At 68.8% G+C, this 23,764-nt stretch carries 35 protein-coding genes; 33 read left to right on the top strand and 2 right to left on the bottom strand.

Annotated elements, in window-relative coordinates:
* The first annotated feature begins 136 nt into the window (after positions 1–136).
* The 26 genes from tuf (at position 137) to map (ending at position 16,320) form a co-directional block, all read left to right on the top strand.
* Positions 137–1,324 carry an elongation factor Tu gene (gene tuf / locus LQK89_RS15670; RefSeq protein WP_058742334.1) on the top strand — a complete coding sequence of 396 codons (1,188 nt, stop codon included), beginning with the start codon at positions 137–139 and terminating at the stop codon, positions 1,322–1,324.
* Positions 1,325–1,460: 136 nt separating this feature from the next.
* Positions 1,461–2,438, top strand: a complete 978-nt coding sequence (locus LQK89_RS15665) for a DNA topoisomerase IB (protein WP_058742335.1) — start codon at positions 1,461–1,463, stop codon at positions 2,436–2,438.
* A gap of 113 nt (positions 2,439–2,551) precedes the next feature.
* Positions 2,552–3,367, top strand: coding sequence for a DarT ssDNA thymidine ADP-ribosyltransferase family protein (locus LQK89_RS15660; protein ID WP_231049639.1), 816 nt, complete (start codon positions 2,552–2,554; stop codon positions 3,365–3,367).
* Positions 3,368–3,884: 517 nt separating this feature from the next.
* On the top strand, positions 3,885–4,193 hold the full coding sequence (gene rpsJ, locus LQK89_RS15655; RefSeq protein ID WP_022903286.1) for a 30S ribosomal protein S10: 309 nt from the start codon (positions 3,885–3,887) through the stop codon (positions 4,191–4,193).
* A gap of 13 nt (positions 4,194–4,206) precedes the next feature.
* Positions 4,207–4,860 (top strand): 50S ribosomal protein L3, encoded by a 654-nt coding sequence (rplC, locus tag LQK89_RS15650; RefSeq protein WP_231049638.1) that lies wholly within the window; start codon positions 4,207–4,209, stop codon positions 4,858–4,860.
* Between the two features lie 2 nt (positions 4,861–4,862).
* Positions 4,863–5,522 carry a 50S ribosomal protein L4 gene (gene rplD / locus LQK89_RS15645; RefSeq protein ID WP_058742337.1) on the top strand — a complete coding sequence of 220 codons (660 nt, stop codon included), beginning with the start codon at positions 4,863–4,865 and terminating at the stop codon, positions 5,520–5,522.
* On the top strand, positions 5,519–5,818 hold the full coding sequence (gene rplW, locus LQK89_RS15640; protein ID WP_058742338.1) for a 50S ribosomal protein L23: 300 nt from the start codon (positions 5,519–5,521) through the stop codon (positions 5,816–5,818). Before rplD ends, rplW begins: the two co-directional genes overlap by 4 nt.
* Before the next feature lie 18 nt (positions 5,819–5,836).
* Positions 5,837–6,676, top strand: a complete 840-nt coding sequence (rplB, locus tag LQK89_RS15635) for a 50S ribosomal protein L2 (RefSeq protein WP_022903282.1) — start codon at positions 5,837–5,839, stop codon at positions 6,674–6,676.
* An 11-nt stretch (positions 6,677–6,687) separates the two neighbouring features.
* The gene (rpsS, locus tag LQK89_RS15630; RefSeq protein WP_017885529.1) at positions 6,688–6,969 is read left to right on the top strand and encodes a 30S ribosomal protein S19; all 282 of its coding nucleotides are present in this window, start codon (positions 6,688–6,690) and stop codon (positions 6,967–6,969) included.
* Positions 6,970–6,994: 25 nt separating this feature from the next.
* The gene (gene rplV, locus LQK89_RS15625) at positions 6,995–7,387 is read left to right on the top strand and encodes a 50S ribosomal protein L22 (protein WP_058742339.1); all 393 of its coding nucleotides are present in this window, start codon (positions 6,995–6,997) and stop codon (positions 7,385–7,387) included.
* Positions 7,387–8,184 (top strand): 30S ribosomal protein S3, encoded by a 798-nt coding sequence (rpsC, locus tag LQK89_RS15620; RefSeq protein ID WP_058742340.1) that lies wholly within the window; start codon positions 7,387–7,389, stop codon positions 8,182–8,184. Before rplV ends, rpsC begins: the two co-directional genes overlap by 1 nt.
* 2 nt (positions 8,185–8,186) lie before the next feature.
* Entirely contained in the window at positions 8,187–8,606 is a 420-nt protein-coding gene (gene rplP / locus LQK89_RS15615) for a 50S ribosomal protein L16 (protein WP_022903279.1), read from the top strand.
* Entirely contained in the window at positions 8,606–8,926 is a 321-nt protein-coding gene (rpmC, locus tag LQK89_RS15610; RefSeq protein WP_058742341.1) for a 50S ribosomal protein L29, read from the top strand. The genes rplP and rpmC overlap by 1 nt, the downstream gene beginning before the upstream one ends.
* Positions 8,926–9,210 carry a 30S ribosomal protein S17 gene (gene rpsQ / locus LQK89_RS15605; RefSeq protein ID WP_058728266.1) on the top strand — a complete coding sequence of 95 codons (285 nt, stop codon included), beginning with the start codon at positions 8,926–8,928 and terminating at the stop codon, positions 9,208–9,210. The genes rpmC and rpsQ overlap by 1 nt, the downstream gene beginning before the upstream one ends.
* Positions 9,211–9,241: 31 nt before the next feature.
* Positions 9,242–9,610, top strand: a complete 369-nt coding sequence (rplN, locus tag LQK89_RS15600; protein ID WP_017885523.1) for a 50S ribosomal protein L14 — start codon at positions 9,242–9,244, stop codon at positions 9,608–9,610.
* A 3-nt stretch (positions 9,611–9,613) separates the two neighbouring features.
* Positions 9,614–9,973, top strand: coding sequence for a 50S ribosomal protein L24 (gene rplX / locus LQK89_RS15595; protein WP_058742342.1), 360 nt, complete (start codon positions 9,614–9,616; stop codon positions 9,971–9,973).
* Positions 9,973–10,563 carry a 50S ribosomal protein L5 gene (rplE, locus tag LQK89_RS15590; RefSeq protein WP_058742343.1) on the top strand — a complete coding sequence of 197 codons (591 nt, stop codon included), beginning with the start codon at positions 9,973–9,975 and terminating at the stop codon, positions 10,561–10,563. The genes rplX and rplE overlap by 1 nt, the downstream gene beginning before the upstream one ends.
* A gap of 154 nt (positions 10,564–10,717) precedes the next feature.
* Positions 10,718–11,116 carry a 30S ribosomal protein S8 gene (gene rpsH / locus LQK89_RS15585; RefSeq protein WP_058725384.1) on the top strand — a complete coding sequence of 133 codons (399 nt, stop codon included), beginning with the start codon at positions 10,718–10,720 and terminating at the stop codon, positions 11,114–11,116.
* A 6-nt stretch (positions 11,117–11,122) separates the two neighbouring features.
* Positions 11,123–11,659, top strand: coding sequence for a 50S ribosomal protein L6 (gene rplF, locus LQK89_RS15580; RefSeq protein WP_058742344.1), 537 nt, complete (start codon positions 11,123–11,125; stop codon positions 11,657–11,659).
* 2 nt (positions 11,660–11,661) lie between these two features.
* Entirely contained in the window at positions 11,662–12,033 is a 372-nt protein-coding gene (gene rplR / locus LQK89_RS15575) for a 50S ribosomal protein L18 (protein ID WP_231049637.1), read from the top strand.
* A 5-nt stretch (positions 12,034–12,038) separates the two neighbouring features.
* Positions 12,039–12,764 carry a 30S ribosomal protein S5 gene (gene rpsE / locus LQK89_RS15570; RefSeq protein WP_058742352.1) on the top strand — a complete coding sequence of 242 codons (726 nt, stop codon included), beginning with the start codon at positions 12,039–12,041 and terminating at the stop codon, positions 12,762–12,764.
* Complete coding sequence (gene rpmD / locus LQK89_RS15565) at positions 12,764–12,949, top strand: 50S ribosomal protein L30 (RefSeq protein ID WP_031273241.1); 186 nt, start codon at positions 12,764–12,766, stop codon at positions 12,947–12,949. The genes rpsE and rpmD overlap by 1 nt, the downstream gene beginning before the upstream one ends.
* Positions 12,946–13,410, top strand: coding sequence for a 50S ribosomal protein L15 (gene rplO, locus LQK89_RS15560; protein ID WP_058728270.1), 465 nt, complete (start codon positions 12,946–12,948; stop codon positions 13,408–13,410). Before rpmD ends, rplO begins: the two co-directional genes overlap by 4 nt.
* A 146-nt stretch (positions 13,411–13,556) precedes the next feature.
* Positions 13,557–14,879 carry a preprotein translocase subunit SecY gene (secY, locus tag LQK89_RS15555; RefSeq protein ID WP_058742353.1) on the top strand — a complete coding sequence of 441 codons (1,323 nt, stop codon included), beginning with the start codon at positions 13,557–13,559 and terminating at the stop codon, positions 14,877–14,879.
* The gene (locus LQK89_RS15550) at positions 14,876–15,466 is read left to right on the top strand and encodes an adenylate kinase (RefSeq protein WP_058742345.1); all 591 of its coding nucleotides are present in this window, start codon (positions 14,876–14,878) and stop codon (positions 15,464–15,466) included. The genes secY and LQK89_RS15550 overlap by 4 nt, the downstream gene beginning before the upstream one ends.
* A 23-nt stretch (positions 15,467–15,489) precedes the next feature.
* On the top strand, positions 15,490–16,320 hold the full coding sequence (map, locus tag LQK89_RS15545; RefSeq protein ID WP_269145905.1) for a type I methionyl aminopeptidase: 831 nt from the start codon (positions 15,490–15,492) through the stop codon (positions 16,318–16,320).
* 234 nt (positions 16,321–16,554) lie between these two features.
* On the opposite strand, the gene LQK89_RS15540 is transcribed toward map, so the two are convergent.
* The gene (locus LQK89_RS15540) at positions 16,555–17,835 is read right to left on the bottom strand and encodes an LCP family protein (protein ID WP_058742346.1); all 1,281 of its coding nucleotides are present in this window, start codon (positions 17,833–17,835) and stop codon (positions 16,555–16,557) included.
* Between the two features lie 303 nt (positions 17,836–18,138).
* Between LQK89_RS15540 and infA the strand changes: the two genes are divergently transcribed.
* The 7 genes from infA (at position 18,139) to LQK89_RS15505 (ending at position 22,577) form a co-directional block, all read left to right on the top strand.
* Complete coding sequence (infA, locus tag LQK89_RS15535) at positions 18,139–18,360, top strand: translation initiation factor IF-1 (RefSeq protein ID WP_017885509.1); 222 nt, start codon at positions 18,139–18,141, stop codon at positions 18,358–18,360.
* A 70-nt stretch (positions 18,361–18,430) separates the two neighbouring features.
* Positions 18,431–18,547, top strand: coding sequence for a 50S ribosomal protein L36 (rpmJ, locus tag LQK89_RS15530; protein WP_022903266.1), 117 nt, complete (start codon positions 18,431–18,433; stop codon positions 18,545–18,547).
* A gap of 139 nt (positions 18,548–18,686) precedes the next feature.
* The gene (gene rpsM / locus LQK89_RS15525) at positions 18,687–19,061 is read left to right on the top strand and encodes a 30S ribosomal protein S13 (protein ID WP_058742347.1); all 375 of its coding nucleotides are present in this window, start codon (positions 18,687–18,689) and stop codon (positions 19,059–19,061) included.
* A gap of 9 nt (positions 19,062–19,070) precedes the next feature.
* Entirely contained in the window at positions 19,071–19,469 is a 399-nt protein-coding gene (rpsK, locus tag LQK89_RS15520; protein WP_017885507.1) for a 30S ribosomal protein S11, read from the top strand.
* A gap of 206 nt (positions 19,470–19,675) precedes the next feature.
* Positions 19,676–20,668 (top strand): DNA-directed RNA polymerase subunit alpha, encoded by a 993-nt coding sequence (locus tag LQK89_RS15515; RefSeq protein ID WP_058742348.1) that lies wholly within the window; start codon positions 19,676–19,678, stop codon positions 20,666–20,668.
* Between the two features lie 60 nt (positions 20,669–20,728).
* Positions 20,729–21,304: a 50S ribosomal protein L17 gene (gene rplQ, locus LQK89_RS15510; protein WP_144803868.1), complete on the top strand. Its 576-nt coding sequence runs from the start codon at positions 20,729–20,731 to the stop codon at positions 21,302–21,304.
* A 160-nt stretch (positions 21,305–21,464) separates the two neighbouring features.
* Positions 21,465–22,577 carry an FUSC family protein gene (locus tag LQK89_RS15505; protein WP_231049636.1) on the top strand — a complete coding sequence of 371 codons (1,113 nt, stop codon included), beginning with the start codon at positions 21,465–21,467 and terminating at the stop codon, positions 22,575–22,577.
* Positions 22,578–22,586: 9 nt separating this feature from the next.
* On the opposite strand, the gene LQK89_RS15500 is transcribed toward LQK89_RS15505, so the two are convergent.
* Positions 22,587–23,741: a hypothetical protein gene (locus LQK89_RS15500; protein WP_231049635.1), complete on the bottom strand. Its 1,155-nt coding sequence runs from the start codon at positions 23,739–23,741 to the stop codon at positions 22,587–22,589.
* Positions 23,742–23,764 lie beyond the last annotated feature (23 nt).

Raw genomic sequence — 23,764 nt, 5'->3', positions numbered from 1 at the left:
GCTCCGGCGTTCTCTCCACAGGCGAGGGTGCCCGGCGACGGGCCCCTCGCCACCAAGTACAGTAATGACACACACCCTGCACGCCAACGGTCTCGCGACCGGGGGCTTGCTCTCCGAGTCCTGAGGAGGACCCACAGTGGCCAAGGCCAAGTTCGAGCGGACCAAGCCGCACGTCAACATCGGAACCATCGGTCACGTCGACCACGGCAAGACCACGCTCACGGCGGCGATCACCAAGGTTCTGCACGACCAGTACCCGGACCTCAACGAGGCCCGTGACTTCGCACAGATCGACAGCGCTCCCGAGGAGCGCGACCGCGGCATCACGATCAACATCTCCCACGTCGAGTACCAGACGGAGAAGCGTCACTACGCTCACGTCGACGCTCCGGGTCACGCTGACTACGTGAAGAACATGATCACGGGTGCGGCGCAGATGGACGGCGCGATCCTCGTGGTCGCCGCCACCGACGGCCCGATGCCCCAGACGCGTGAGCACGTGCTGCTCGCCCGCCAGGTCGGCGTCCCCTACATCGTCGTCGCGCTGAACAAGTCCGACATGGTGGACGACGAGGAGATCCTGGAGCTCGTCGAGCTCGAGGTCCGTGAGCTCCTCGGCTCGCAGGAGTTCGACGAGGACGCCCCCGTCGTGCAGGTCTCGGCGCTCAAGGCGCTCGAGGGCGACGAGAAGTGGGTCAAGTCCGTCCAGGACCTGATGGCCGCCGTCGACGAGAACGTCCCGGACCCGGTGCGCGCCACCGACCAGCCGTTCCTCATGCCGATCGAGGACGTCTTCACGATCACCGGTCGTGGCACCGTCGTCACCGGTCGTGTCGAGCGTGGCACGCTCGACCTCAACTCCGAGGTCGAGATCGTCGGCATCCGCCCGACGCAGAAGACCACGGTCACGGGCATCGAGATGTTCCGCAAGCTGCTCGACAAGGCCGAGGCCGGTGACAACACCGGTCTGCTCATCCGTGGCCTCAAGCGCGAGGACGTGGAGCGCGGCCAGGTCGTCGTCAAGCCGGGTTCGGTCACGCCGCACACGGACTTCAAGGCGAACGCCTACATCCTGACCAAGGACGAGGGCGGCCGTCACAACCCGTTCTACGCGAACTACCGTCCGCAGTTCTACTTCCGCACCACGGACGTCACCGGCGTCATCACGCTGCCCGAGGGCACCGAGATGGTCATGCCCGGCGACACCGTCTCCATGACCGTCGAGCTGATCCAGCCGATCGCCATGGAGGCCGGCCTCCGCTTCGCCATCCGTGAGGGTGGTCGTACGGTCGGCGCCGGTACGGTCGAGGAGATCATCAAGTAACTCCGTCCAACGGAGTACTGCGCAAGCGGGGTCGGGCCTTCGGGTCCGGCCCCGCTTCGTCGTTCCGAGGGCATCTGCTGGTAGGGCGGTCGCTGTCCGTGGTCCGTCCCAGGTGTGCACGTGTTGCATCGGTGCGGTGACCCGTCTCCGCCGATCCGCGACCAACGGCCGCGGCTACCACCGTGTCCGCAGCGGCCGCGGCTTCTCGTACCGCGACCCGGACGGCAACACCGTCACCGACCCCGAGGTGCGCCAGCGGCTCGAGGACCTCGTGATCCCGCCGGCGTGGGACGACGTCTGGATCTCGCCGTACGAGAACGGGCACGTCCTCGCGACGGGCATCGACGGAGCCGGCCGCCGGCAGTACATGTACCACCCGTCGTGGCGGGAGCGGATGGACCGGATCAAGTACGACCGGGCCCTCGCGCTGGCGGAGTCACTGCCCGGCGCGCGTCGGATGGTGACGCAGGACCTCCGCCGACCGGAGCCCGACCGTCGACGCGCACTGGCCGCGGCGTTCCGGATGCTCGACCAGGGATCGCTCCGGGTGGGCTCGGAGCGCTACGCGACCGAGCACGGGAGCCGTGGGCTCTCGACGCTCCTGTGCGCGCACGCCCACGTCTCGGGGAACGACATCGAGCTCGACTTCCCGGGCAAGAGCGGGCAGGAGTGGTCCTCGACGATCCACGACGCCGACCTGGCGCGGGTGATCGCCGGGATGAAGCGCCGCGGGGCGAACGCCCGGCTGCTGGCCTTCCGGGAGCGTCGCGGCGCCGAGTGGGAGCCGCTCGCCGCCGAGGACATCAACGAGTACGTCAAGGAGCGCGCCGGCGACGCGTTCACCGCGAAGGACTTCCGGACCCTGCACGGGACCGTGGCGGCAGCGGTCGACCTGGCGAAGACCGGCACGCAGCCCAGCCAGGCGAAGCGGAAGAAGGCGGTGTCGCACGCGGTGAAGGCCGCCAGCGAAGAGCTCGGCAACACCCCGACCGTGTGCCGGCAGAGCTACATCGACCCGCGGCTGCTCGATGCGTACGAGCACGGCGAGACGATCGACCCGGCGCGGCTGCACGCAGCGGAGTCCGAGGTGCGCGCCCTGCTCTACCGCCAGTGACGCCGTCCCGCCCTGACGACGACGGGCGGTGACCGCGTGCGCCGGATCATGACGTACGGTTGGACACCGTGCCCGACCACCCCCACACGGGCACGGAAGGACCCTCCCCAGTCGTGACCGACGAGTGCATCCACGGTTTCCCCACCGAGCTCTGCGACATCTGCTCCCCCCGCCAGCGCGAGACGCCGGCGGTCCCCACCACGCCGGCGCCCCGCCGGACCCGCATCACCACCGACCTCCGATCCACCCCCGCGCCCGCGCGCGGCTCCTCGTCGCTGCGGTCGCCCGCTGCGCCCGAGCTGCCGGAACCCCGTGACTTCGCGTCGCTCCGGGCGCACCACGCCACCCACGTCGACAACCTCGCGTCGATCGTCGCCGAGGGCGCGATCCTCGCGGCCGACGCGGCGACACCCGCGCTCGACGTCAGCTCCCCGGCCACCCGCGCCGCACGTGCGGACGCGTCCGCGCCGGACGGCGGTCCGGTGTCCGGGCACGTGACGTTCTCGCTCTCGCCCGACGCCACGCGGTGGGACGAGCTCCGCCGCGGCGCCGAGGGGGAGCGGTGGTCCGACGCCGCCCGACGCACACGTGCGGTCGAGTACGTCGTCCTCGTCGTGCCCGTCTCCGCCTTCGGCGCCTCGGTGATCGTCGCCGACCAGGACGCCGACGCCGAGGACGTCCGGTTCGCCGTCGGCCCCGCGGCCGCGACGAACCTCATCCGCCGCACGGACTTCACCGACCCGGAGATGCACGGCCTCGAACTGCTCGCCGGGCCGCGCGTGCCGCTGTCCTCGGTCGCCGTGATCGGCGTCCCGAACGACCGCGTCCGCCAGCAGGTCAAGACGCTCCTGGCCGAGCAGGGGGGCCGCGCGCCCCGCGTCGCGGTGTTCCCGCCGTGGTTCGTGCCGCCCGTGGTGGACGCCGACTAGGCGTCCGGAGCATCGCCAGCGCACCCTCCCGACCACGTCGGGAGGGTGCGCTGCGTGACGGGGGTGATCCGATCCTCCAGGCCGGTCCGAAGCCCGCGGATCCGGGCCCGTGAGCCGGCCGCGACACGCCACGAATTCGCGACACGCCCGGGTTGCACGCTTGGCGTGCCTGTGCGAGACTTGTCCGGTTCCGAATTCCGCGGGCGTTCGCGCGCGCAGGATCACTGCTCTGGCAGTGCACAACCCCTCCGTCCAGCGGAGCTGGGTTGGGCCGCAGGCAGCAGAACACGATCGAATCCCCACCACGGTGTGCGGCACTGCTGTGCCACGGCGCCGGGGAAGCGACATGCCCACGCTGGACGGCCCCGGTCGCCCTGCGCGGTTGACAGGAGAACAGCGGTCATCCCCAGCGGATGCGGCCGGTTGGTTCAGGAAAACAGCCAAGCCCTGCAGGAATGCACGGCACGGCGGCGTCAGGCGGCCCGAGGGTGCGCGGCGCAGAGAGGACAAGAGACACATGGCGGGACAGAAGATCCGCATCCGGCTCAAGTCGTACGACCACGAGGTCATCGACACGTCGGCCCGGAAGATCGTCGACACGGTGACCCGTGCCGGTGCGACCGTGGTCGGCCCGGTGCCGCTCCCCACCGAGAAGAACGTGGTCACCGTGATCCGTTCGCCCCACAAGTACAAGGACTCGCGCGAGCACTTCGAGAAGCGCACGCACAAGCGGGTCATCGACATCGTCGACCCGACGCCGAAGGCCGTCGACTCGCTCATGCGACTCGACCTCCCGGCGGACGTCAACATCGAGATCAAGCTGTAAGGGGGCTGGACTGATGGCGAACGCAACCAAGACCGTCAAGGGCCTCCTCGGCAAGAAGCTCGGGATGACCCAGGTGTGGGACGAGAACAACAAGTTCATCCCCGTCACCGTGATCGAGGTCGGCCCGAACGTGGTCACCCAGATCCGCAACGTCGAGCGCGACGGCTACGAGGCGATCCAGATCGCCGCCGGTGCGATCGACCCGCGCAAGGTCAACAAGCCGGCTGCCGGCCACTTCGAGGCTGCTGGTGTGACCCCGCGTCGCACCCTCACCGAGATCCGCACCAACGACTCCGCCGAGTACTCGCTCGGCCAGGAGCTCACCGTCGACACCTTCGAGGCCGGCCAGAAGGTCGACGTCGTCGGGACGTCGAAGGGCAAGGGCTTCGCCGGTGTCATGAAGCGCCACGGCTTCGCCGGTGTGTCCGCTTCGCACGGTGCGCACCGCAACCACCGCAAGCCCGGTTCGATCGGTGCCTCGTCGACCCCGTCGCGTGTCTTCAAGGGCATGCGCATGGCTGGTCGCATGGGTGGCGAGCGCGTGACCGTCCTCAACCTCACGGTGCACGCCGTCGACGCCGAGAAGGGTCTGCTGCTCGTCAAGGGCGCCGTCCCCGGTGCTCGTGGCCGCTCCGTCTTCGTCCGTACCGCCGTGAAGGGTAAGTGATCATGGCCACCGAGACCGCAACCACGATCGACGTCCTCGACGCGACCGGAGCCGTCGCCGGCAGCATCGAGCTGCCCGCCGAGCTCTTCGACGTCGAGACGAACGTCCCGCTGATCCACCAGGTCGTCACCGCGCAGCTCGCAGCCGCGCGTCAGGGCACCCACAAGACCAAGAACCGCGGCGAGGTCCGCGGTGCTGGTCGCAAGCCGTTCAAGCAGAAGGGCACCGGCCGCTCCCGTCAGGGTTCGGTCCGCGCACCGGAGCACACCGGCGGTGGCGTCGTCCACGGACCGACCCCGCGCGACTACTCGCAGCGCACCCCGAAGAAGATGATCGCCGCTGCTCTGCTCGGCTCGCTCTCGGACCGCGCCCGCGGTGGCCGCATCTCCGCTGTGGAGGGCTTCGTCGCGGCTGAGACGCCGTCGACCAAGACCGCCCGCACGCTCATCGAGAAGGTCGCGCCCGTCAAGAACGTGCTCGTCGTGCTCGAGTCGGACGACGAGCTCACGCTCAAGTCCGTCCGCAACCTGCCGAACGTCCACGCGCTCTCGTACGGCCAGCTCAACGCCTACGACGTACTCAAGGCCGACGCCCTCGTCTTCAGCAAGAGCGCCCTCGACGCATTCATCGCGTCGAAGACCGCGAAGGAGATCTCCGCATGAGCGGCTTCAACAAGGACCCGCGCGACATCATCATCTCGCCGGTCGTCTCGGAGAAGAGCTACGGCCTGATCGACCAGGGCAAGTACACGTTCATCGTGGACCCCCGTTCGAACAAGACCGAGATCAAGCTCGCCATCGAGAAGATCTTCGACGTCAAGGTCGCGAGCATCAACACGCTGAACCGTCCGGGCAAGACCCGTCGCACGAAGTTCGGCCTGGGCAAGCGCAAGGACACCAAGCGTGCCATCGTGACGCTCAAGTCCGGTTCGATCGACATCTTCACGGCTGTCGGCTGAGGACCAGAGGGATAAATCATGGCTATTCGTAACTACAAGCCGACGACCCCTGGTCGTCGCGGCTCGTCGGTCGCCGACTTCGCTGAGATCACCCGTTCGACGCCGGAGAAGTCGCTGCTTCGTCCGCTGCCGAAGACCGGTGGCCGCAACAGCTCCGGCCGCATCACGACCCGTCACATCGGTGGTGGCCACAAGCGCCAGTACCGCGTGATCGACTTCCGTCGTCACGACAAGGACGGCGTCGACGCCAAGGTCGCGCACATCGAGTACGACCCGAACCGCACGGCGCGCATCGCGCTCCTGCACTACGTGGACGGCACGAAGCGCTACATCATCGCGCCGAACAAGCTCAAGCAGGGCGACGTCGTCGAGCAGGGTCCCGGCGCGGACATCAAGCCCGGCAACAACCTGCCGCTGCGCAACATCCCGGTCGGTACCGTGATCCACGCGATCGAGCTCCGTCCCGGTGGCGGCGCGAAGATGGCCCGGTCCGCCGGTGCCTCGGTGCGTCTCGTCGCCAAGGACGGCCCCTACGCGCAGCTCCGTCTGCCGTCGGGCGAGGTCCGCAACGTCGACGCCCGCTGCCGCGCCACCATCGGCGAGGTCGGCAACGCCGAGCAGTCCAACATCAACTGGGGCAAGGCCGGCCGCATGCGTTGGAAGGGCGTCCGCCCGACCGTGCGTGGTGTCGCGATGAACCCGGTCGACCACCCGCACGGTGGTGGTGAGGGCAAGACGTCCGGTGGTCGTCACCCCGTCAGCCCCTGGGGCCAGGCCGAGGGTCGCACGCGCAAGCCGAACAAGCCGAGCGACAAGCTCATCGTCCGTCGCCGTAACGCCGGCAAGAAGCGCAAGTAGGAGTTCAGAAGATGCCACGCAGTCTGAAGAAGGGCCCCTTCGTCGACGAGCACCTGCTCCGCAAGGTCGTCACGCAGAACGAGGCCAACACCAAGAACGTGATCCGTACGTGGTCGCGTCGCTCGATGATCGTCCCGAACATGCTCGGACACACGATCGCCGTGCACGACGGCCGCAAGCACATCCCGGTGTTCGTCACCGAGTCGATGGTCGGTCACAAGCTCGGCGAGTTCGCGCCGACCCGCACCTTCCGTGGTCACGTGAAGGACGACAAGAAGGGCCGTCGCCGCTAACGCGGGGACGCAGAGGAGGAACGAAATGGTGGAGTCGATCGCACGCGTGCGACACATCCGCGTCACGCCTCAGAAGGCCCGTCGCGTCATCGAGCTGATCCGCGGCAAGCAGGCCCACGAGGCGCTCGCCATCCTGAAGTTCGCCCCGCAGGCCGCTTCGGAGCCCGTGTACAAGCTGGTCGCCTCGGCGATCGCGAACGCCCGGGTGAAGGCGGACTCGACGAACAGCTTCCTGGACGAGCGCGACCTCTACGTGAGCCGCGTCTTCGTCGACGAGGGAACGACCCTGAAGCGGTTCCAGCCGCGCGCCCAGGGCCGCGCCTTCCGGATCAACAAGCGCACCTCCCACATCACGGTCGTCCTCGCGACGCCGGATGAGGTCGAGGCTGCCGCCACGAGCAAGAAGGCGAGCAACTAATGGGCCAGAAGGTCAACCCGTACGGTTTCCGTCTCGGGATCACGACGGACCACGTCTCGCACTGGTTCACCGACAGCACGAAGGCCGGTCAGCGCTACGCCGACTACGTGGCCGAGGACATCAAGGTGCGCGAGTACCTGAAGAAGACCCTCGACCGCGCCGGTGTCGCCCGCATCGAGCTCGAGCGCACCCGTGACCGCGTCCGCGTGGACATCCACACGGCGCGTCCGGGCATCGTCATCGGCCGCCGCGGCGCCGAGGCGGAGCGCGTCCGCAGCGAGCTGGAGAAGCTCACCAAGAAGCAGATCCAGCTCAACATCCTCGAGGTCAAGAACCCCGAGACCGAGGCCCAGCTCGTCGCGCAGGGCATCGCCGAGCAGCTCTCCGCTCGTGTCGCGTTCCGTCGCGCCATGCGCAAGGGCCTGCAGGGTGCACAGCGCGCCGGCGCCAAGGGTGTCCGGATCCAGGTGTCGGGCCGCCTCGGCGGCGCCGAGATGTCCCGCTCGGAGTTCTACCGCGAGGGCCGCGTGCCCCTGCACACGCTCCGCGCGAACATCGACTACGGCTTCTACGAGGCTCGGACCACCTTCGGCCGCATCGGCGTGAAGGTCTGGATCTACAAGGGCGACATCACGAACAAGGAGCTCGCTCGCGAGCAGGCGAACCAGCGTTCGTCGCGCCCGGAGCGTCGTGGCGGCCCCCGTGGCGAGCGCGGCGACCGCCGTGGCGGCGACCGTGGCGGCCGTCAGCAGCAGGCCCCGCAGGACGCGCCGGCCGGCGCAGGAGTTGAGGCGTAACCATGCTTATTCCCCGTCGAGTCAAGCACCGCAAGCAGCACCACCCGAAGCGCTCGGGTCAGGCCACCGGCGGTACCAAGGTCAGCTTCGGCGACTTCGGTATCCAGGCCCTCACCCCGGCCTACGTGACGAACCGGCAGATCGAGTCCGCTCGTATCGCCATGACGCGTCACATCAAGCGTGGCGGCAAGGTGTGGATCAACATCTACCCGGACCGTCCGCTGACCAAGAAGCCGGCTGAGACCCGCATGGGTTCCGGTAAGGGCTCGCCCGAGTGGTGGGTCGCCAACGTCAAGCCGGGTCGTGTGCTCTTCGAGCTCTCCGGCGTCAACGAGGACATCGCCCGCGAGGCGCTGACCCGTGCAATCCACAAGCTGCCCCTCAAGGCACGCATCATCAAGCGCGAGGAGGGCGACGCGTAATGGCGATCGGTTCCAAGGAGCTCCGTCCGACGGAGCTCGACACGTTCGAGAACGAGCGTCTCGCTGACGAGCTCAAGAAGGCCAAGGAGGAACTCTTCAACCTCCGCTTCCAGTCGGCCACCGGCCAGCTGGAGAGCCACGGTCGTCTCCGTGCCGTCAAGCGCGACATCGCACGCATCTACACCGTCCTCCGCGAGCGCGAGCTCGGCATCCGTGCCACCCCCGCGCCCGTCGAGACCGCCACCAAGGCCAAGAAGACGACGAAGAAGGCTGACAAGGCCGCCGAGTCGACCGAGGCCGCTACCGCCGAGGAGAACTGATGGCGAACGAAGAGAAGAACTCCGCCGCCTCGACCCGCGGCTACCGCAAGACGCGTCGCGGCTACGTGACGAGCGACAAGATGGACAAGACCATCGTGGTCGAGGTCGAGGACCGCGTGAAGCACGCGCTCTACGGCAAGATCATCCGCCGCACGTCCAAGGTGAAGGCCCACGACGAGCTCGGCACCGCGGGTGTCGGCGACCTCGTCGTGATCAGCGAGACCCGTCCCCTCAGCGCCTCCAAGCGCTGGCGCCTGGTCGAGATCCTCGAGAAGGCCAAGTAGGCCCCGGCCTGCTTCGGAATAGGAGACAGCAGTGATTCAGCAGGAATCCCGCCTGAAGGTCGCCGACAACACGGGTGCCAAGGAGATCTTGACCATCCGCGTGCTCGGTGGCTCGGGTCGTCGCTACGCCGGTCTCGGTGACGTCATCGTCGCCACGGTGAAGGACGCCATCCCCGGCGGCAACGTGAAGAAGGGTGACGTCGTCAAGGCGGTCATCGTTCGCACCAAGAAGGAGACCCGTCGCCAGGACGGCTCCTACATCAAGTTCGACGAGAACGCGGCAGTGATCCTCAAGGCCGACGGCGACCCGCGCGGTACGCGCATCTTCGGTCCGGTCGGTCGTGAGCTCCGTGACAAGAAGTTCATGAAGATCATCTCGCTCGCGCCGGAGGTGCTGTAAGCCATGGCGAACATCAAGAAGGGTGACCTCGTCCAGGTCATCACGGGCGCCAAGCAGGAGCGTGGCGGCGACCGTGGCAAGCAGGGCAAGGTCATCGAGGTCCTCAAGGACAAGAACCGGGTCGTCGTCGAGGGCGTGAACTTCGTCACGAAGCACGTCCGCGTCGGCCAGACGCAGCGCGGTTCGAAGACCGGTGGCATCGAGCAGCACGAGGCTCCGATCCACGTCTCGAACGTCGCGATCGTCGACCCGAAGACCAAGAAGCCGACCCGCGTCGGTTTCCGTACCGAACAGGTGGAGAAGGACGGCGTCACCAAGACCGTCCGCGTCCGCTACGCCAAGAAGTCGGGTGAGAAGCTCTGATGACCGACACGACTGCCGCGCCGGAGACCAAGGTCGAGCCGCGCCTCAAGCAGAAGTACAAGAACGAGATCAAGGCTGCCCTCACCGAGCAGTTCGGGTACGCGAACGTCAACCAGGTCCCCGGCCTGGTCAAGGTCGTCGTGAACACGGGCGTCGGCGAGGCGGCTCGCGACTCGAAGATCATCGAGGGGGCCGTCAAGGACCTCACGGCGATCACGGGTCAGAAGCCGGTCGTGACCAAGGCCCGCAAGTCCATCGCGCAGTTCAAGCTGCGTGAGGGCCAGGCCATCGGCGCGCACGTCACCCTCCGCGGTGACCGCGCGTGGGAGTTCATCGACCGCCTCGTCACCCTCGCCCTGCCCCGCATCCGCGACTTCCGCGGACTCAGCGACAAGCAGTTCGACGGCAACGGCAACTACACGTTCGGTCTCACGGAGCAGTCGATGTTCCACGAGATCGACCAGGACCGCATCGACCGCGTGCGTGGCTTCGACATCACCGTCGTGACCACCGCGAAGACGGACGACGAGGGCCGCGCGCTGCTCCGCCAGCTCGGGTTCCCGTTCCGTTCTGCCGAGCAGACGGTCTAAGATACTTCGGGCGGTGCGGGCCGGAGGATTCACGTCCTCCGGCCCGCACCCTTGAACACACCGATCCCGGGGAACCGCTCCGGGATCACCCCGATCGCTCAGGTCGGCATTCGTGGAACGGGTGTCGAAACCAGGCGAAGAATGGACGACCATCATGACGATGACCGATCCGGTCGCAGACATGCTGACCAGATTGCGGAACGCGAACTCGGCGCACCACGACGCCGTCTCGCTTCCCAGCTCCAAGCTGAAGAAGAACATCGCCGAGATCCTCAAGCGCGAGGGTTACATCAGCGAGTGGAAGATCGAGGACGCCCGCGTGGGCCAGACCCTCACGATCGACCTCAAGTACGGCCCCGAGCGCGAGCGTTCGATCGCCGGCATCAAGCGCGTCTCGAAGCCCGGTCTCCGGGTCTACGCGAAGTCGACGGAGATCCCCCAGGTCCTCGGTGGCCTCGGCGTGGCGATCCTCTCGACCTCCTCGGGACTGCTCACCGACCGTGAAGCCGAGCAGAAGGGCGTGGGTGGGGAAGTCCTCGCCTACGTGTGGTGATCGACAATGTCTCGAATCGGACGTCTCCCCATCGACATCCCCGCCGGCGTCACCGTCTCCATCGACGGCCAGACCGTGGCGGTCAAGGGCCCCAAGGGTGAGCTCGCGCTCACCGTTGCCGAGCCCATCCAGGCCAAGGTCGAGGAGAACCAGGTCCTCGTCACCCGCCCGGACGACGAGCGTGAGTCCCGTGCCCTGCACGGCCTGACCCGCACGCTCATCGCGAACAACATCCTCGGCGTGACCCAGGGCTACTCCAAGGGCCTCGAGGTCGTCGGCACCGGTTACCGCGTGCAGGCCAAGGGCAGCAACGTCGAGTTCGCGCTCGGGTACTCCCACCCCATCACGGTCGAGCCGCCGGCGGGCATCAGCTTCGCCGTCGAGGGCAACAACAAGCTCACCGTGTCGGGCATCGACAAGCAGGCCGTCGGCGAGGTGGCTGCCAACATCCGCAAGCTGCGCAAGCCCGAGCCCTACAAGGGCAAGGGTGTCCGCTACGCCGGCGAGATCGTGCGCCGCAAGGCCGGAAAGTCAGGTAAGTGATCATGGCTCTCGGTATCCGAGGAAAGAGCAAGTCGGCCGCCAAGGCGCGCCGTCACAACCGTCTCCGCAAGAAGATCACCGGCACCGAGTCGCGTCCGCGTCTCGCTGTCTTCCGGTCGTCGCGTCACGTGTTCGTCCAGGTCATCGACGACGCGCAGGGCCACACGCTGGCCAGCGCCTCGACGATGGAGGCCGACCTCCGTTCGTTCGACGGCGACAAGACGGCCAAGGCCCGTCGCGTCGGCGAGCTCCTCGCCGAGCGCGCGAAGGCCGCCGGCGTCGAGGCCGTGGTCTACGACCGCGGTGGTAGCAAGTACGCCGGTCGCGTCGCCGCGATCGCCGATGGTGCCCGTGAAGGAGGGCTGAACCTGTGAGCGACATCGCGAACAACAACGAAGCGGCCGAGACCAAGGCCCCGGCAGCCGACGCTGCTGCGGTCGCCGAGCGTCCGGTCGAGACCGCCGCGGGCTCTGCGTCCAACAACCGCGACAACGCCGACCAGCGCGGCCGTCGTGGCGGCGGGCGTGACCGTCAGCAGGGTCGTGACCGCAACAACCGCGGTGGCGACAGCCAGTTCCTCGAGCGCGTGGTGACCATCAACCGCGTCTCGAAGGTCGTCAAGGGTGGTCGTCGCTTCAGCTTCACGGCGCTCGTCGTCGTCGGTGACGGCAACGGCCTCGTCGGTGTCGGCTACGGCAAGGCGAAGGAAGTCCCGACCGCGATCTCGAAGGGCGTCGAGGAGGCGAAGAAGAACTTCTTCCGCGTCCCCCGCGTCGGCAACACCATCCCGCACCCGGTGCAGGGTGAGGCCGCTGCCGGTGTCGTCCTGCTGCGTCCGGCCGCTGCCGGTACCGGTGTCATCGCCGGTGGTCCGGTCCGCGCCGTGCTCGAGTGCGCCGGCATCCACGACGTCCTGAGCAAGTCGCTCGGTTCGTCGAACACCATCAACATCGTGCACGCGACCGTCGAGGCGCTGCAGCAGCTCGAGGAGCCCCGCGCCGTCGCGAGCCGTCGTGGCCTCGACGTCGACCGGGTCGTCCCGGCTCGTCTGCTCCACGCCGAGGCCGCGGCCCTGCGTGCCGCGACCGAGAAGGCAGGTGCGTGATGGCGATGCTGAAGATCACGCAGACGAAGTCCGTTATCAGCGAGAAGCAGTACCAGCGCGACACCCTGCGCAGCCTGGGCCTCAAGCGCATCGGCCGTACGGTCCTGCGTGAGGACAACGCCCAGAACCGCGGGTACATCGCGACGGTCGCGCACCTCGTGAAGGTCGAGGAGGTCGACGCATGAGCGACGAGAAGAACGAGCGCGTGCAGGTGCTGAAGCTGCACCACCTCCGCCCCGCTGCGGGCGCCAAGAAGGACCGCACCCGTGTGGGTCGCGGTGAGGGCTCGAAGGGCAAGACCGCCGGCCGTGGCACCAAGGGTCAGAAGGCCCGCTACCAGGTCAAGGTCGGCTTCGAGGGTGGGCAGATGCCGCTGCACATGCGCACCCCGAAGCTCCGCGGGTTCAAGAACCCGTTCCGCGTCGAGTACCAGGTCGTGAACCTGGACAAGATCGCGGAGCTCTACCCCAACGGTGGCGACGTCACCGTCGCGGACCTGGTCGCCAAGGGCGCCGTCCGCAAGAACGAGAAGGTCAAGGTTCTCGGTCAGGGTGACATCAGCGTGAAGCTCACGGTCTCGGTCGACAAGGTCTCGGCGTCCGCCGCCGAGAAGATCGTGGCTGCTGGCGGCACCGTCTCCCAGTAACCCCCGTCGGCGGCCCGTGCGTTTGCGCACGGGCCGCCGTTACGGTTTCCTTGACAGTGGCCGTCGTCCGACGGCCGGGTCGGCGCTGCCGACCGAACCGTGACGAGCCCGCTCGGGCCGTGCGGTCCCAGAAGTTCGGAGTCCTCGTGTTCAGAGCGGTCGCGCGCATCATGCGCACCCCAGATCTTCGCAAGAAGATCGGCTTCACCCTCGCGATCATCGCGCTGTTCCGCCTGGGGTCGTACATCCCCGCACCGTTCGTCGACTACGCCTCGGTGCAGAGCTGCCTCGCGAGCGCCTCGTCCTCCGGCGGGCTCTACGACCTGATCAACCTGTTCTCCGGTGGCGCGCTGCTGAAGCTCTCGGTCTTCGCGCTCGGAATCATGCCGTACATCACGTCGTCGATCATCGTGCAGCTGCTGCGCGTCGTGATCCCGCACTTCGACGCCCTCTACAAGGAGGGCCAGTCCGGCCAGGCGAAGCTGACGCAGTACACGCGCTACCTCACCATCGCGCTCGGCGTGCTGCAGTCCACGACGCTCATCACGGTCGCCCGCTCGGGTGCCCTGTTCGGCACGAACGCCTCGGCCTCCTGCTCGTCGATCATCTCGAACGACAGCTGGTACGCGATCATGCTGATGGTCGTCACGCTGACCGCCGGCACCGGCCTCATCATGTGGATGGGCGAGCTCGTCACCGAGCGCGGCATCGGCAACGGCATGTCGCTCCTCATCTTCACGTCGATCGCGGCGCAGTTCCCGTCCGCGCTCTGGGCGATCGAGCAGTCGCAGTCGTTCGAGCTGTTCCTGTTCGTCATCCTCGTCGGACTGGTCATCATGATGGCCGTCGTGTTCGTCGAGCAGTCGCAGCGACGCATCCCCGTCCAGTACGCCAAGCGCATGGTCGGTCGACGCACCTACGGCGGCAACAACACCTACATCCCGATCAAGGTGAACATGGCTGGCGTCGTGCCCGTCATCTTCGCCTCGTCGCTGCTGTACCTGCCGGCCCTGGTCGCGCAGTTCAACCAGCCGTCCGACGGCTCCGAGCCGGCGGCCTGGGTGACCTGGATCCAGAACAACCTGACCTCGGGTGACAACTGGTTCTACATGGTCCTGTACTTCCTGCTCATCGTCGGCTTCACGTACTTCTACGTCGCGATCACCTTCAACCCCGAAGAGGTCGCCGACAACATGAAGAAGTACGGCGGCTTCATCCCGGGCATCCGGGCCGGCCGTCCGACGGCCGAGTACCTCGACTTCGTCCTGACCCGGGTGACGTTGCCCGGCTCGCTCTACCTCGGTCTCATCGCGCTCATCCCGCTGGCAGCACTGGCGCTGTTCGGCGCGAACCAGAACTTCCCGTTCGGCGGCGCGAGCATCCTCATCATCGTGGGTGTCGGTCTCGAGACCGTGAAGCAGATCGACTCGCAGCTGCAGCAACGTCACTACGAAGGGCTTCTCCGTTGAGCGCACGCCTCATCATCGTCGGACCTCCCGGAGCCGGGAAGGGCACCCAGGCCGGTCGCATCGCCGAGTCGTTCGGCATCCCCGCGATCTCGACGGGTGACATCTTCCGTAAGAACGTCTCCGAGGGCACGCCGCTCGGTGTGCAGGCGAAGGCGATCATGGACGCGGGCAACTACGTCCCGGACGAGCTGACCAACGAACTCGTGAAGTCCCGGCTGTCCGAGTCCGACGCCGAGCAGGGCTTCCTGCTCGACGGGTACCCCCGCACGGTCGGCCAGGTCGCGTACCTCGACGCGCTGCTCGCCGAGCAGGGCACCGGGATCGACGCGGTCGTGCAGCTCGTCGCGGACCAGGACGAGCTCGTGGGCCGGCTGCTCAAGCGCGCCGAGGACCAGGGTCGCAGCGACGACAACGAGGAGACCATCCGCCGTCGGCAGGAGGTCTACACGAACGAGACCGCCCCGATCGTGGCGACCTACGCCGACCGCGGTCTCGTGGTCGAGGTGGACGGTCTCGGCGGCATCGACGAGGTCGGCGACCGCATCCAGTCCGCGCTCGTCTCGCGCGGCCTCGGCGCCGGCGTCTGACCCGCGGGCGTCTGACCACCCTCGTGCGTCGTCGCAAGCCGTCGATCTACAAGACCCCGGACGAGCTCCGGGCGATGGTGCGCCCCGGTCTGCTGACCGAGGCGGCCCTGACAGCCGTCCGTGCGGCGATCCGTCCCGGCGTCACGACCGGTGAGCTCGACGCGATCGCCGAGCGCACCATCCGGGACGGCGGCGGCGTCCCGAACTTCCAGCTCGTGCCGGGGTACCGGCACACGCTCTGCGTCTCGGTCAACGACGAGGTCGTCCACGGCATCCCGGGGGAGCGCGTCGTCCAGCCCGGCGACATCGTGTCGGTGGACGCCGGCGCCGAGGTCGACGGGTGGAACGGCGACAGCGCGTTCACGCTCGTGGTGCCCGGGGGCGACGCGGCGCGCACGGCCGCTCGGCAGACGCTCTGCGACACGACGGAGCGTGCGCTCTGGCACGGGATAGCGGCCCTCGCGCACGCTCGGAACCTCAACGAGGTGGGCGCGGTCGTCGAGGACGCCATCGACGAGACCGGTGCCTGGGGCATCATCGAGGACTTCACCGGGCACGGCATCGGCCGGTCGATGCACGAGGACCCACCCGTCTTCAACTACCGGGTCCGCGGCGCTGGTCCGGCGGTCCGGCCCGGTCTCGTGGTCGCGATCGAGCCGATGGTCACCGCCGGCACGATCGACAGTTCGACGGACGACGACGACTGGACGATCCGCACGCTCGACGGCTCGGACGCGGCGCACTGGGAGCACACCGTCGCGGTGCACGCCGACGGCATCTGGGTCACGACTGCCTCGGACGGCGGTGCGGCCGGTCTCGAGCCGCTCGGCGTGACACCGGTCCCCGTCCCGTAGCGCGGCTCGCCCCCGACTCTGGTCCGGCGACGGCCTGGAGGCACGTCCCACCCGGCGCGCGCCCGCTGCGGTCCGCCGGCGTCCGCGGCTCGCGGCGTGCGGTGTCCCTCGGGCGAGTCTCGGCCCGACGGACACGACTCGCGCTCCGGGAGGCGAGTCTCGTCCGTCAGCGCGAGACTCGCGCCCGTCCGTCCGCCGCCCGCTCGGCCGGAGGACGCCCCCCGACCGGTGCGGTCAGTTGCCCACGGAGCAGGTCTGCTCGGAGGCGCTCTGCCCGGTGATGCTCGAGGGCAGCGGGGTCGCGCTCGGCGTCGACGTCGCGGCGGTCCCGCCCGTGGCCGGTGCGGAGGACGATCCGGTGGCCGGTGCTCCCGTCGCCGGGGCCTCGGTCGGTGTGGGTGTCGAGCCCGCTGCCGGGGTCCCGCCCGCGTCGGGGGCCTCGGCGGACGCGCGGCCCGTGGTCGAGTCGGTCAGCGAGGTCTTCTGGTCCTGCTGCAGCGCGACGTTGAGCGCGTGCGCGGGTTCCTCGGACACGAGCACGTGCGCGGAGTCCGACGGGTCGTCGACCACGGGGTACTGCACGAACAGCATGTTCGACGTGCTCATGCCGCGGAGGGTCGAGGCGAGCCCGACGAGGGTGCGGGTCTGCGCGAGGCCGTCGGACAGGGTCATGTTCGACAGGGCCGCCCCGGCGAGCTTGTAGAGCAGGATCGGGTTCGAGAGCGTGCCGTCCGAGGTCACCTTGCGCAGGAGCGCGGACAGGAAGACCTGCTGCGAACTGATCCGGGCGAGGTCACTGCCGTCGCCGACACCGTGCCGGCTGCGGAGGAACGCGAGCGCGTCCTGGCCGGCGAGCGTGTGCTGGCCGGCGGAGAGCTGCAGCCCGGTGTAGGTGTCGTCGATCGGCTTCGCGACGCAGACGTCGACGCCGCCGAGCGCGTTCGACATCTCGATGACGCCGTCGAACGTGATGAGGCCGGCGTACGGGATGGTCAGGCCGGTCAGGTTCTCCACCGTGTCGACCACGCACGAGACGCCGCCGTGGCCGAGGGACTCGTTGATGAGCTCGCTGCTCGCGGCGGGGTACGTCGTGCCGGTCTGCGGGTTCGTGCACGCCGGGATCGGCACCTTCAGGTCGCGGGGGAAGCTGACGGCCGTGAGCTGCTGGTGGTCCTGCGAGATGTGGACCAGGATCGTGACGTCGTTCCGGGCGCCCTCGACGTCCTCGTCCGAGTCGAACTGCCCGATCCGGGTGTCGCTGCCGATGAGCAGGATGTTCGCGCCGCCCTTGATCGCGGTGATGTCCGCGACCTTCGCCGTGTTCTGGTCGTCCTTGCTCAGCTGCACGGTGTGCGGCGCGGTTGCGAGCTGTGCTCCCGCGATCGCCGCCACGCTCGTCCCGCTCACGAGCACCACCGCCAGGGCCGAGGCGACGACGGTGGCGGCGGTCGCCCACCCGCGACGGCGCGGCAGGCGCCCGTGGCTGGCGATGGGGCGGCGGGGCGCGTTCGGCACGTGGTCTCCGTTCGGTGGTCCGGCGTCGGCAGCGGCCGCGCGACCGGGTCGTCGGCCAGGCTACGGTCGGGACCGTCGCCGGGACCCCGGAGCGGCCCGTCAAACCACTGTGGAACGCTCAGGGAGCCAGCGGAAGCCCCACTCGTGGGGTCCGCGCGTGCGGGCCTGCCGTGCTGCACTTGGCAATCGCGGGTCTATCACATAAGGTTGATCTTTGGTGTGCCATGCCCAGCGGCGTGGCGCCCGACCCGCAGACCGGCTCGGGGATCACACCGGTTCATCCAACCAAGCGACAGTGAGGCTATGGCCAAGAAAGACGGCGTCATCGAGATCGAGGGCTCGGTGCTCGAAGCTCTGCCCAACGCGATGTTCCGCGTTGAGCTGACCAACGGACACAAGGTCCTCGCGCACATCTCCGGGAAGATGCGCCAGCACTACATCCGCATCCTCCCCGAGGACCGCGTGATCGTGGAGCTGAGCCCGTACGACCTGACCCGCGGCCGGATCGTCTACCGCTACAAGTGATCCGCGAGCTGGAAAGGAACGGCTCGGCGAACCCGCCGGGCACGAAGCCAGCGAGCACGAGGAAACAACCATGAAGGTCAACCCCAGCGTCAAGCCCATCTGCGAGCACTGCCGAGTGATCCGCCGGAAGGGCCGCGTCATGGTGATCTGCAAGAGCAACCCGCGCCACAAGCAGCGCCAGGGCTGAGCTCCCAGCAGGACCCACAACTCAACACTGAACACGCAGTACCAGATCCCGCGGCTCCGGCCACGGGGGACACCTCGGGGCGGAGGCCCGGGCACCGGTACTGCGCCACACCTCCATCGACAACAGGAGCAGCCAGCACATGGCACGTCTAGCAGGCGTCGACATCCCGCGCGAGAAGCGCGTGGAGATCGCACTCACGTACATCTACGGCGTCGGCCGTACCCGCGCGGTCCAGGCACTCGCCGAGACCGGTATCTCCGGTGACATCCGCGTCAAGGACCTGACCGACGACCAGCTCGTCGCCCTCCGTGACTTCATCGAGGGCAACTACAAGGTGGAGGGTGACCTCCGCCGCGAGGTCGCCGCCGACATCCGCCGCAAGGTCGAGATCGGTAGCTACGAGGGTCTCCGCCACCGTCGTGGTCTCCCGGTGCGCGGTCAGCGCACCAAGACCAACGCGCGTACCCGCAAGGGACCGAAGCGCACCGTGGCAGGCAAGAAGAAGGCCCGATAGGAGATCATCATGGCTACCCCCAAGACTGCCGCGCGCAAGCCGCGTCGCAAGGAGAAGAAGAACGTCGCCGTGGGCCAGGCCCACATCAAGAGCACGTTCAACAACACCATCGTCAGCATCACCGACCCGTCGGGTGCCGTCCTCAGCTGGGCGTCCTCGGGTGCCGTGGGCTTCAAGGGTTCGCGCAAGTCGACGCCGTTCGCGGCGCAGCTCGCCGCCGAGTCCGCTGCCCGTCAGGCGCAGGAGCACGGTGTCAAGAAGGTCGACGTCTTCGTCAAGGGCCCGGGCTCGGGTCGCGAGACCGCGATCCGCTCGCTCCAGGCCGCTGGCCTCGAGGTCGGCTCGATCAACGACGTCACCCCCCAGGCGCACAACGGCTGCCGTCCGCCGAAGCGCCGCCGCGTCTGACGCGAGGAGCAACCGGCCGTCCCCCGCTCGTGCCCGCAACGGGAGCGAGCGGGGCCGGCCATTCCTGGTCGTTCGATCGCACACGCCGGGCCCTCCCGGCCCGACCGTGCGCGTGATCACAACTCAACAGACCCGTCGGGGCCCGGTCGGCCCCGTCGTACCGCCGAGTGTCATATAGCGGACACTCCGCCGAAAGGAATCCCACAGTGCTCATTGCACAGCGCCCCACCCTGACCGAGGAGTCGATCTCCGAGTACCGCTCGCGCTTCGTCATCGAGCCGCTCGAGCCGGGCTTCGGTTACACCCTCGGCAACTCGCTGCGCCGCACGCTCCTCTCCTCGATCCCCGGCGCGGCCGTCACCAGCATCCGCATCGACGGTGTCCTCCACGAGTTCAGCACCGTGCCCGGTGTCAAGGAAGACGTCACCGAGATCATCCTCAACATCAAGAGCCTCGTCGTCTCCTCGGAGCACGACGAGCCGATCACCGCGTACCTGCGCAAGCAGGGTGCCGGTCAGGTCACCGCAGCGGACATCTCCGCTCCGGCCGGTGTCGAGATCCACAACCCGGACCTCGTCATCGCGACCCTGAACGACACCGCGCGGTTCGAGCTCGAGCTGACGATCGAGCGTGGCCGTGGCTACGTGTCGGCCACGCAGAACCGTTCCGAGTTCAGCGAGGCCGGTCAGATCCCGATCGACTCGATCTACTCGCCGGTCCTCAAGGTCACCTACCGCGTCGAGGCGACGCGTGCCGGTGAGCGCACGGACTTCGACCGCCTGGTCGTCGACGTCGAGACGAAGCCGGCGATCTCGCCGCGCGACGCCATCGCGTCGGCCGGCCGCACGCTGGTCGAGCTGTTCGGTCTCGCTCGCGAGCTGAACACGGCGGCCGAGGGCATCGAGATCGGCCCCGCGCCGGTCGACGCGGTGCTCTCGAACGAGCTGCAGACCCCGATCGAGGACCTCGACCTGTCGGTCCGCAGCTACAACTGCCTCAAGCGGGAGGGCATCAACACGGTGTCCGAGCTCGTCGCCCTGTCGGAGACGCAGCTCATGAACATCCGCAACTTCGGTCAGAAGTCGGTGGACGAGGTCAAGGACAAGCTCACCGAGCTCGGCCTGTCCCTCAAGGACACCGTCCCCGGATTCGACGGCGCCCACTTCTACAGCGGGTACGACGAGGACGAGTCCAACTGACCTCGCGCGAACGCGCACGCGCGCTGACGCGCGCACCACTTTCACCACTGGAGAACTGACATGCCGAAGCCCACCAAGGGCCCCCGCCTCGGTGGCGGTCCCGCCCACGAGCGCCTGCTGCTGAGCAACCTCGCCAACGCCCTGTTCACGCACGGTCGCATCACGACCACCGAGACGAAGGCCAAGCGCCTCCGTCCCGTCGCCGAGCGTCTCATCACGTTCGCGAAGCGTGGCGACCTGCACGCGCGTCGTCGCGTGATCAGCATCCTGCGCGACAAGTCCGTCGTGCACACGCTGTTCACCGAGATCGCCCCGCAGGTCGAGGACCGTCAGGGCGGCTACACCCGCATCACGAAGCTCGGCTTCCGCAAGGGTGACAACGCGCCGCTCGCCTCGATCGAGCTCGTGCTCGAGCCGGTCTCGGGCAAGCCCGCTCCGGTCAAGCGCGACGCCGCCCCGGCTGCTGCCGCGCCGGCCGCCGCCGAGACCCCCGCCGAGGAGGCCCCGGTCGAGGAGACCGAGACCACCGAGGAGTCGGCCCCGGTCGAGACCGAGAACGAGACCGCGGCTGCTGCCGAGGTCGAGGACGACGCCGCCGCCAAGGGCGACGACGCCGAGGCTGACGACACCAAGTAAGGCACCGCACCTCACCGAGGAAGCCCCCGCGACGCACGTCGCGGGGGCTTCCTCGCGTTCCGGCGGTGACCGCAGGGCGGACGGGAGGTCCGGGGCGGGCCCGCCACGTGCCTCCCGTCCGGACGGGTTCACAGCGCCCCGCACGTACCGTGGCCGCGTCATGGCACGAGCAGAGCGGATCACGGGCGCGGGGCGCCGCGTGTGGCAGTGGAGCCGCGACTCGGGGACGCAGCCGCGGCTGCTGCTCGCGGCGAAGGCCGCGCTCGCGGCCGTGATCGCGTGGACGCTGGCGAAGTACGCCCCCGGGGTCGCGGCCGAGTACCCGTACTACGCACCGCTCGGAGCGATCGTGGCGATGCGGACGACCGTGTTCGCCGGCATCCGTGCGGGGGTGCAGACACTCGTGGGGATCACGCTCGGGATCCTCATCGCCGGGTTCACGATGCTCGTCGGCGACCCCGGGGTGATCGCCGTCGCACTCGTGGTCGGGCTCGGGGTGCTCGTGAGCGGGTTCCGGGTCCTCGGCGAGGGGTACTCGTGGGTGCCGATGGCGGCGCTCTTCGTGCTGCTCGTCGGCGGGGGCAACGCCGAGAACTACTCGTTCGCGTACGTCGTGCAGATGGGCATCGGGATCGCCATAGGCCTCGCGGTGAACTTCGCGATCGTGCCGCCGCTGCACTTCTGGGACGCGGAACGGCGCATCGACCAGGTGAACGGGGTCCTGGCGGAGCACCTGGACGACCTCGCCGACGTCCTCGACGAGGGCGAACCCGACGTGCACGCGTGGGACCGGCAGCAGGCGAAGCTCGACCGGGCGATCGCGGACGTGCGGGACCGGGTGTCGGTCGCGCAGGAGAGCCGCCGGATGAACCCGCGCTCGGCCCTCCGCGGCTCGCGGGCCCGGCTCGCCACCGACGGTGCCCGGTTCCGTGCCCTGGAACGAGCCGCTTGGTACACGACGGATCTCACCGAACTCGTGGCCAGCTCGGGTCCGGTCGCGGACAGCCTCGGGCGCCCGGACCCGGCGTTCGCCGAACCGTTCGCGGCGGCGCTCCGCCAGGTCGCCTGCGTGGTTCGCGGAGAGTGCCCGGAGGACGAGGGTGACCGTGCGATCGCGCGGCTCGAGGAGGCGCTCGACGCCAGCCGCTCGAACCCCTCGCACGTGACCGTCACCTCGAGCGCGATCATCGCCCTGCGTGGGGTGCTCGAGTCGGAGAAGCGCGCGACCGAGGACGTCGACACGAAGACGGGACCGTTCGGCCGGAAGCGGTGACGCGCTCCGTCAGACCCGGAAGGACGACTCCGCCCACCGCAGGACGGCCTCGCTCGTGTTCGGGGCGACACGACGCTGCAGGAAGTACTGCGTCCAGGTGCCGTCGTGGACGACGTCGATCGAGCACGCGGTGTCGTCGCAGGTCCGCCACGCGCCGTCGCCGTCGCCGAGTCCTGGCAGATCGACGCGGTCGGCGCGGTCGACCAGCCCCGCGCCGAGTCGCTGCTCGACGAACCACCCGGCACGGGGTGTGGTGGACCAGGCCGCGTCGACCGACTCCCAGCCGGATCCGCTCCCGAACACGCAGTGCTCGCCGCCGGCCCGGGTCGTGGCGGCCTGCGCGAGCCAGGGGACGGTGTCGGTCCGGTGGTACGGGTCGCGGAGCGTCACCGTGGTCACCGCGTTCACGCGGTCCGGGGAGCACGGGGTGAAGGACGCATCAGGCGAGTCCGGGCCGGTCTGGGTCCCGGCGGGCGACGCCGCGACGGCCGCCCGGACGCGCTCGAGGAGCGTCCGGTAGGCCGGTTCGATCGCCTCGGGGGTGGCGTCGGCGTCGTCCTGCAGTCGTGTCACGGCCACGGAGACCCAGGCGTTCTGGGCGAGCACGTCGCCGCGGCAGTACACGCGGGCCGCGTCGCTGGCGTCGCACGTCGGCTCGAGCGGTGCGTCCTGCAACTGGGATGCTGCCGTGGTCGCCGCGTCCAACGCCGCCGCTGCGCGGGGGAGCACCGACACCGAGATGCCCTCGAACACCGGGTCGCCCTGCTCGGTGGGGGTGACGACGTCGAGCGGGGAGACGCCGTTGGTCGCCCAGCACTCCGTGCCGCCGTCGACACGGATCGACGACCAGGTGCCGTTGACGTGCGCGGCGTCGGTGAGCAGGTCCGTGCCGGTGGCCCCGGGGACGATGACGTCCACCAGGTCGCTCGGTAGGAGCGTCGAGCACGGCGGGGCGGTGGCCTGCTCCGGCGCGGGGCCGAAGTCGACGGTCGTGCTGCGCTCCGCCGCGACCTCGGTCGGACTCGACGTCGGGTCCGACATCGGCGTCGGCGTCGACGTCGTCGCCGCGCGTGGCGGTGCGCCGTCGGTGGAACAGGCGGCGAGTCCGGTCGCCGCCGCGGCCAGGAGCGCGAGCCCCACGACCCCCCTCGTGAACGTGTGCATGTGCTCAGGTTAGGGCTGCGAGG

Origin of the sequence: Curtobacterium sp. C1 (assembly GCF_021049325.1) — a bacterium.
In the GTDB taxonomy this organism is placed as follows: Bacteria; Actinomycetota; Actinomycetes; order Actinomycetales; family Microbacteriaceae; genus Curtobacterium; species Curtobacterium citreum.
This window is presented reverse-complemented; position numbering and strand designations above follow the sequence as displayed.

Excerpts from the sequence above, each read along its gene's own strand:
- rpsQ (WP_058728266.1), top strand. The coding sequence starts at position 8,926 with ATGGCGAACGAAGAGAAGAACTCCGCCGCCTCGACCCGCGGCTACCGC.
- rplQ (WP_144803868.1), top strand. The coding sequence starts at position 20,729 with ATGCCGAAGCCCACCAAGGGCCCCCGCCTCGGTGGCGGTCCCGCCCAC.
- rpmD (WP_031273241.1), top strand. The coding sequence starts at position 12,764 with ATGGCGATGCTGAAGATCACGCAGACGAAGTCCGTTATCAGCGAGAAG.
- rplP (WP_022903279.1), top strand. The coding sequence starts at position 8,187 with ATGCTTATTCCCCGTCGAGTCAAGCACCGCAAGCAGCACCACCCGAAG.
- rpmJ (WP_022903266.1), top strand. The coding sequence starts at position 18,431 with ATGAAGGTCAACCCCAGCGTCAAGCCCATCTGCGAGCACTGCCGAGTG.
- rpsM (WP_058742347.1), top strand. The coding sequence starts at position 18,687 with ATGGCACGTCTAGCAGGCGTCGACATCCCGCGCGAGAAGCGCGTGGAG.
- rplE (WP_058742343.1), top strand. The coding sequence starts at position 9,973 with ATGACCGACACGACTGCCGCGCCGGAGACCAAGGTCGAGCCGCGCCTC.
- rplC (WP_231049638.1), top strand. The coding sequence starts at position 4,207 with ATGGCGAACGCAACCAAGACCGTCAAGGGCCTCCTCGGCAAGAAGCTC.
- rplF (WP_058742344.1), top strand. The coding sequence starts at position 11,123 with ATGTCTCGAATCGGACGTCTCCCCATCGACATCCCCGCCGGCGTCACC.
- rplR (WP_231049637.1), top strand. The coding sequence starts at position 11,662 with ATGGCTCTCGGTATCCGAGGAAAGAGCAAGTCGGCCGCCAAGGCGCGC.
- rplD (WP_058742337.1), top strand. The coding sequence starts at position 4,863 with ATGGCCACCGAGACCGCAACCACGATCGACGTCCTCGACGCGACCGGA.
- rpsC (WP_058742340.1), top strand. The coding sequence starts at position 7,387 with ATGGGCCAGAAGGTCAACCCGTACGGTTTCCGTCTCGGGATCACGACG.
- rpsK (WP_017885507.1), top strand. The coding sequence starts at position 19,071 with ATGGCTACCCCCAAGACTGCCGCGCGCAAGCCGCGTCGCAAGGAGAAG.
- rplV (WP_058742339.1), top strand. The coding sequence starts at position 6,995 with ATGGTGGAGTCGATCGCACGCGTGCGACACATCCGCGTCACGCCTCAG.
- LQK89_RS15500 (WP_231049635.1), bottom strand. The coding sequence starts at position 23,741 with ATGCACACGTTCACGAGGGGGGTCGTGGGGCTCGCGCTCCTGGCCGCG.
- rplX (WP_058742342.1), top strand. The coding sequence starts at position 9,614 with ATGGCGAACATCAAGAAGGGTGACCTCGTCCAGGTCATCACGGGCGCC.
- rplO (WP_058728270.1), top strand. The coding sequence starts at position 12,946 with ATGAGCGACGAGAAGAACGAGCGCGTGCAGGTGCTGAAGCTGCACCAC.
- rpsH (WP_058725384.1), top strand. The coding sequence starts at position 10,718 with ATGACGATGACCGATCCGGTCGCAGACATGCTGACCAGATTGCGGAAC.
- rplB (WP_022903282.1), top strand. The coding sequence starts at position 5,837 with ATGGCTATTCGTAACTACAAGCCGACGACCCCTGGTCGTCGCGGCTCG.
- rpsJ (WP_022903286.1), top strand. The coding sequence starts at position 3,885 with ATGGCGGGACAGAAGATCCGCATCCGGCTCAAGTCGTACGACCACGAG.
- rpsS (WP_017885529.1), top strand. The coding sequence starts at position 6,688 with ATGCCACGCAGTCTGAAGAAGGGCCCCTTCGTCGACGAGCACCTGCTC.
- LQK89_RS15505 (WP_231049636.1), top strand. The coding sequence starts at position 21,465 with ATGGCACGAGCAGAGCGGATCACGGGCGCGGGGCGCCGCGTGTGGCAG.
- rplW (WP_058742338.1), top strand. The coding sequence starts at position 5,519 with ATGAGCGGCTTCAACAAGGACCCGCGCGACATCATCATCTCGCCGGTC.
- rpmC (WP_058742341.1), top strand. The coding sequence starts at position 8,606 with ATGGCGATCGGTTCCAAGGAGCTCCGTCCGACGGAGCTCGACACGTTC.
- infA (WP_017885509.1), top strand. The coding sequence starts at position 18,139 with ATGGCCAAGAAAGACGGCGTCATCGAGATCGAGGGCTCGGTGCTCGAA.